Source organism: Variovorax sp. YR752 (genome assembly GCF_943372545.1).
In genome coordinates, this window is the sequence record NZ_CALRZC010000383.1 from 1 (window position 1) to 4,388 (window position 4,388).

Here is a 4,388-nt window from a genome sequence, read left to right on the forward strand (position 1 = left end):
CCCGCGCGTTGAGTTCTCGGAGATCGAGCTCGAGGAACTGGCCTGCGATGTCCGCATGCGCGGCATCCTGGTACCGCTGGTGGTGCACCCCGCTGACGCGACCGGCCGTCATCTGCTGCACTTCGGAGCCATGCGGCTTCGCGCGGCCATCCTTGCAGGTCTGCCCGAAGTGCCGGTCGTCGTCCGCGACGCACCTGCCGACCGATACGCACAGGTGGCCGAGAACCAGAAGCGCCATAGCCTCTCACCGCTGGACCTGGCGCGCTTCATCCGCAGCCAGATGGACGCGGGCGAGTCGCAGACGATGATTGCCCAGCAGCTCGGCATGAACCTGACCACGGTGGCGCATTACCTGTCGCTGCTGGACTTGCCGCCGGTGCTCGATGCTGCGCTGAGGGCTGGGCGTTGCACGTCGCCGCGAACGCTGCACGAGTTGAGCACTTTGCACGATCGGCACCCCGAGCAGGTCGCGGACCTGCTCGATGGCTCGGCGCCCGTGACACGCGAGGCCGTGAAAACGCTGCGCGCGCGGGTCGACTCGAGACAGGCCGCCGACCCGGCGCGACTGATCAGCCAGGCGATGGTGGCTTGCGACCGGTTGGAGAGGCTGCTCGCCGGCATCGACACGCAGGGAACCTCCAGCGACCATGACGCCTTGCAAGCGTTGCAGGCGCGGCTGGTGGCCCTGTCGAGACGGTCGGTCCGCGGGTCTGACGGTCAGACCCCATGAAGCAGGCTCGCGCGTTCTGCATCGGGCTTTCTGTGTCGCTCGCGTTGTGGTCGTGTTCCGCGTTCGTTTCGGACGCGTCCCACTCCTGTTTCGCTCTCGTTCCGGTTCTTGTTCACCGATTGGTCAGTCCTTGTGCAGCCGTTGGTCAGTTTGTGCAGTCGACCGACTGGCCAGCTCAGTTGAAGAGGCCCAAGAGACTGTCTTTGAACGTAGGGCAGGATAGGCAGGCCGCCACAAAGTGGATGCCATGCGGCCTGCGGTATTGGGTGGTTCGTCATGGCGGGCTCATCGCGTGACCGCGTGACGATCGACCTGCGCGGCATCGGCGAAGCCGTGCGGACTGCCGCGGCCGGGCGAGGGCAGTCGGTCGCCGCCTTCGCCCGACAGGCACTCGTCGCATCCACTGACTCCCAGGCGCTCGCGATCGAGCAGCTCGACTCGCCGGCCTCTCCGTCGCGCAGCGTCGCCAAGCTCCACCTGCGCATGGACGAGCGCGAGGCCGAGGTGCTGATCCTCAAGGCCCGAGCGCTCGGTCTGAGCTACGGCGAGTACGTCGGCCACCTGGTGACTGGCACGCCCCTGCCGGCACCGGTGGCGCAGCGTGACGCCGACCGCGCGGCACTGCGGCGCTCGTGCGACCAGCTCGCCGCGCTGGCCGGCGACATCAATGCGCTGATCCGGCTGCTCCGCCTGGCCAAGGGCGCCGAGGCGGCACGCCAGTTCGGCGACCGCATACGCGGCCTCGAGGCCGACGTGCGTCTGCACATCGACCTGGCCTCTCGGCTGGTCGCGCACCCGGAGGACAAACGATGACCACGAATTGCATCGACGGCGTGCTGGTGCAGTGGGGCGACCGGCTCTTCTACGGCTCGAACCGGGTCGTGCACAGTCGCACGCCGGCCGTCGGCGGCCTTGCGATGCAGGCACGAGCGAACGCCGTGCGCCGCCGCATTCAGGCCATCGTGGTTCGGCATGCACCGCAGGTGATGGTCAAGGTCACCGGCGGCGGACGAGGGATGGGCGCGATTGCGGCGCACCTGCGCTACATCAGCAAGTCCGGCCGGTTGCCCTTCGAGGACGACCGCGGCGTGGTGCGCGATGGACCCGAGGCCTTGCGCGACCTGGTCGATCAATGGCGCTGCGGCGGTGGTCGCATTCCCGAGCGCAGCGATCGGCGCGAGGCGTTCAACATCATGCTGTCGATGCCGGCCGGGACGAAGCCCGAGATCGTACTCAACGCGGCACGGGAGTTCGCCGCGGCCGAGCTGGGCGACCACCGCTTCGTGATGGTGCTCCACACCCACCAGGCCAACCCCCATGTGCACCTGGCGGTTCGTGCAGAGGGTCGGGAAGGGCGTCGCCTCAACCCGCGCAAGCAGGACCTGCGGCGCTGGCGCGAGGTGTTTGCCGAGAAGCTGCGCGGCTGGGGCCTCGAGGCCGAAGCCTCGTCCCGGGTCGCGCGCGGCAGCCGCCATCACAACGAGCGCCTGTGGCAGCGCAAGGCGCGGGAGCAGGGGCGGGCCACGGAGAGCGGCAGCACCGAGACGACGCTGACCCCGTCCCGGCGCCACGCCGCGCAGGCCTGGTGCGAGATCGCCAAGGCGCTCGCGTCCTCCGACGAGCTGGCCGACCGCGAGTTGGGCCGGGCGGTCGTCGACTACGCCCGCTGGCTGCCGGGCGTGCGCTACAAGCCGCCTGAGAAGCAACCGCAGCGGGAGCTTCCGGGGCTGGAGCGCACGATGCCGCAGAAGACGCGGCCGGATCCCGGCTGGGAGCGCTGAGGGTCAATCCCTGGGTGGCGTCGCGTGTTTCGATTGCTCGGATCAAGTGTCGATTCGACCGAGGGATTGAACCGTGCTCGGGGTCGACGCCGATCCGTTGTCCTCGCCGCCGGACGGGCTCGGGGGGCAGGCCGCTTGGGGCAGCCTGCCCCGGTTCGTCAGCATGAGGCGTCGCGCGCAGCGTCAAGGGTGCGCTGGCGCCGGGCTGCGCCCGCCCTTGACCCCGCGCACGGCGCGGTGCCGTCAGGGCGTCGGAATGCCGAACCGAGCCGCGCGCTCGCGCAGTCGACGGACCACGGCTGCGAGATCTGTGGCGTCCAGGCGGTTCTTGCGCAGGAATGCCGCCCATTGCGTACGCTTGCTGGCATCGGCGCCGAAGGCGTCGCTCAGCCCGACCGGCAGGTCGGTCGGCAGCGGCGAGCGCCGTCGCTCGAAGGTCGCGGCAACGGCGCGGCGCAGCTCGCCGTCGTCGACCGCATCGTCCTGCAGCAGCAGGTCGAGGTCGAAGTAGTCCTTCATTCGACTGTTCGTGATGCCGAGAACGCAGATGGCGTGCAGCTTCTCGGCCACGACGGTGGCCTTCGGATAGACGCGAAGCGGTGCGGTCGGCACGTCCGGCAGCAGGCTCGGGTAATCCATCGTCGGTGGCGCCGGTGTCACGGCGTCCCCGTAGCCGACATCGACCTGCAGCGCGATGCGCGCGTGGTCGAGCGTGGCCTGCAGGTCGACCCGCACACCACCGTAGCGGGTTTCCTTTCGGATCGTGTCGACGCGGACCGATGCAGCGTCGAACTGGATGCCGTCGTCCACCGGCATCGCGCAGATCGCGCGGAAGACCTCGGCCAGGAGCTGAGGGTCGTCGGGGCCGAATCCGAGCAGGTCTGCGTCGCGGGTCGGGCGGTGGGGCTGGCCGTACCACAGCCCGAAGAGCAGAGCGCCCTTCAGGACGAACTGGCCCGCGTGCTCCGAGGTTGCGAGGCGATACAGCAGCCGCTCGATGCCGTAGCGCGTCAGGACGAGGTTGAAGTCCTCCTTCGTCGTGTCGGCACGCTGCTTGAGCCGGGCCCGGATCGACGCGGCACGGTTGCCGGTCATGTCGTGATGGCCTCGATGTAGGGCCGCATCACGCGCGTCATGCGGCCGGCCTCGGCATGGCGCCACAGCTCGTCGATGCTGAACTTCCGCTTCGACCAGCCGTCGCGCAGCGCTTCGATGGCGACGTCGACGCCGATCTTGTTGCGGAAGCGGAAGGTATCCACCACCGTTTTCGCGGCGCTGAACACGGCAACGGCAACACCGTCCACCTTGATCTGCTGGACCCCGTCGCCGAGGGAACGGTCGGACATGCGGACGATGCGCAGCTGCGGCTGCGCAAGCCTCGGCACGGCGGCGCGGTGCGGGAGCGCGAGCCACACTTCGAAGGGTGCCTGCGTGCCGATGCCGTGCACGCGAAGCGCCGAGAGCAGACAGACCACGCCCCTGGGCGCCCGCAGCGCCACTTCGGCCAGCGACCGGTGCTCGCTGACGGATGCCCCCGGAAGCCCGTACATCCCGCGCGCGAGCCGCTCGAGCTTCCCGGCCTGCACCAGGCGCGTCAGCGCCACCGTCGGCAGCCCGTGTGCGGTCAGGTCACGGGCGCGCAGCAGTCTGCGCCGCTTCGCCAGGCGCAGCACCTGGGCTTCGTGTGTCGGGCTCGCGAGCGTCATGTGGATGTTGCAAAAGATAGGAGATTATCGTCAAACTCCGAGAAAACACAACGACGCCACGGCGCCTGAACCTGACGCGCGCGTCACGTCGACCCGCTCACCAGTCGCAGCCGTCGCGCCAGCGCCGCCTCGATCGCGGCACCCAGCTTCGCCCAGGCCTGCTTGGTCTCG

At 69.3% G+C, this 4,388-nt stretch carries 5 protein-coding genes; 3 read left to right on the forward strand and 2 right to left on the reverse strand.

The window, feature by feature from the left end; all coding sequences use genetic code 11:
• From AAG801_RS40635 to AAG801_RS40645, 3 genes are all read left to right on the forward strand, one after another.
• Window positions 1-730: ParB/RepB/Spo0J family partition protein (locus AAG801_RS40635; RefSeq protein WP_341893547.1), on the forward strand; the 730-nt coding region annotated here is incomplete at its 5' end.
• Window positions 731-1,006: 276 nt separating this feature from the next.
• The gene (locus AAG801_RS40640; protein WP_341893548.1) at window positions 1,007-1,543 is read left to right on the forward strand and encodes a hypothetical protein; all 537 of its coding nucleotides are present in this window, start codon (window positions 1,007-1,009) and stop codon (window positions 1,541-1,543) included.
• Window positions 1,540-2,511: a relaxase/mobilization nuclease domain-containing protein gene (locus AAG801_RS40645; RefSeq protein WP_341893549.1), complete on the forward strand. Its 972-nt coding sequence runs from the start codon at window positions 1,540-1,542 to the stop codon at window positions 2,509-2,511. The genes AAG801_RS40640 and AAG801_RS40645 overlap by 4 nt, the downstream gene beginning before the upstream one ends.
• A gap of 243 nt (window positions 2,512-2,754) precedes the next feature.
• On the opposite strand, the gene AAG801_RS40650 is transcribed toward AAG801_RS40645, so the two are convergent.
• Complete coding sequence (locus tag AAG801_RS40650; RefSeq protein ID WP_341893550.1) at window positions 2,755-3,606, reverse strand: nucleotidyl transferase AbiEii/AbiGii toxin family protein; 852 nt, start codon at window positions 3,604-3,606, stop codon at window positions 2,755-2,757.
• Entirely contained in the window at window positions 3,603-4,217 is a 615-nt protein-coding gene (locus AAG801_RS40655; protein WP_341893551.1) for a type IV toxin-antitoxin system AbiEi family antitoxin domain-containing protein, read from the reverse strand. Before AAG801_RS40655 ends, AAG801_RS40650 begins: the two co-directional genes overlap by 4 nt.
• Window positions 4,218-4,388: the final 171 nt, after the last annotated feature.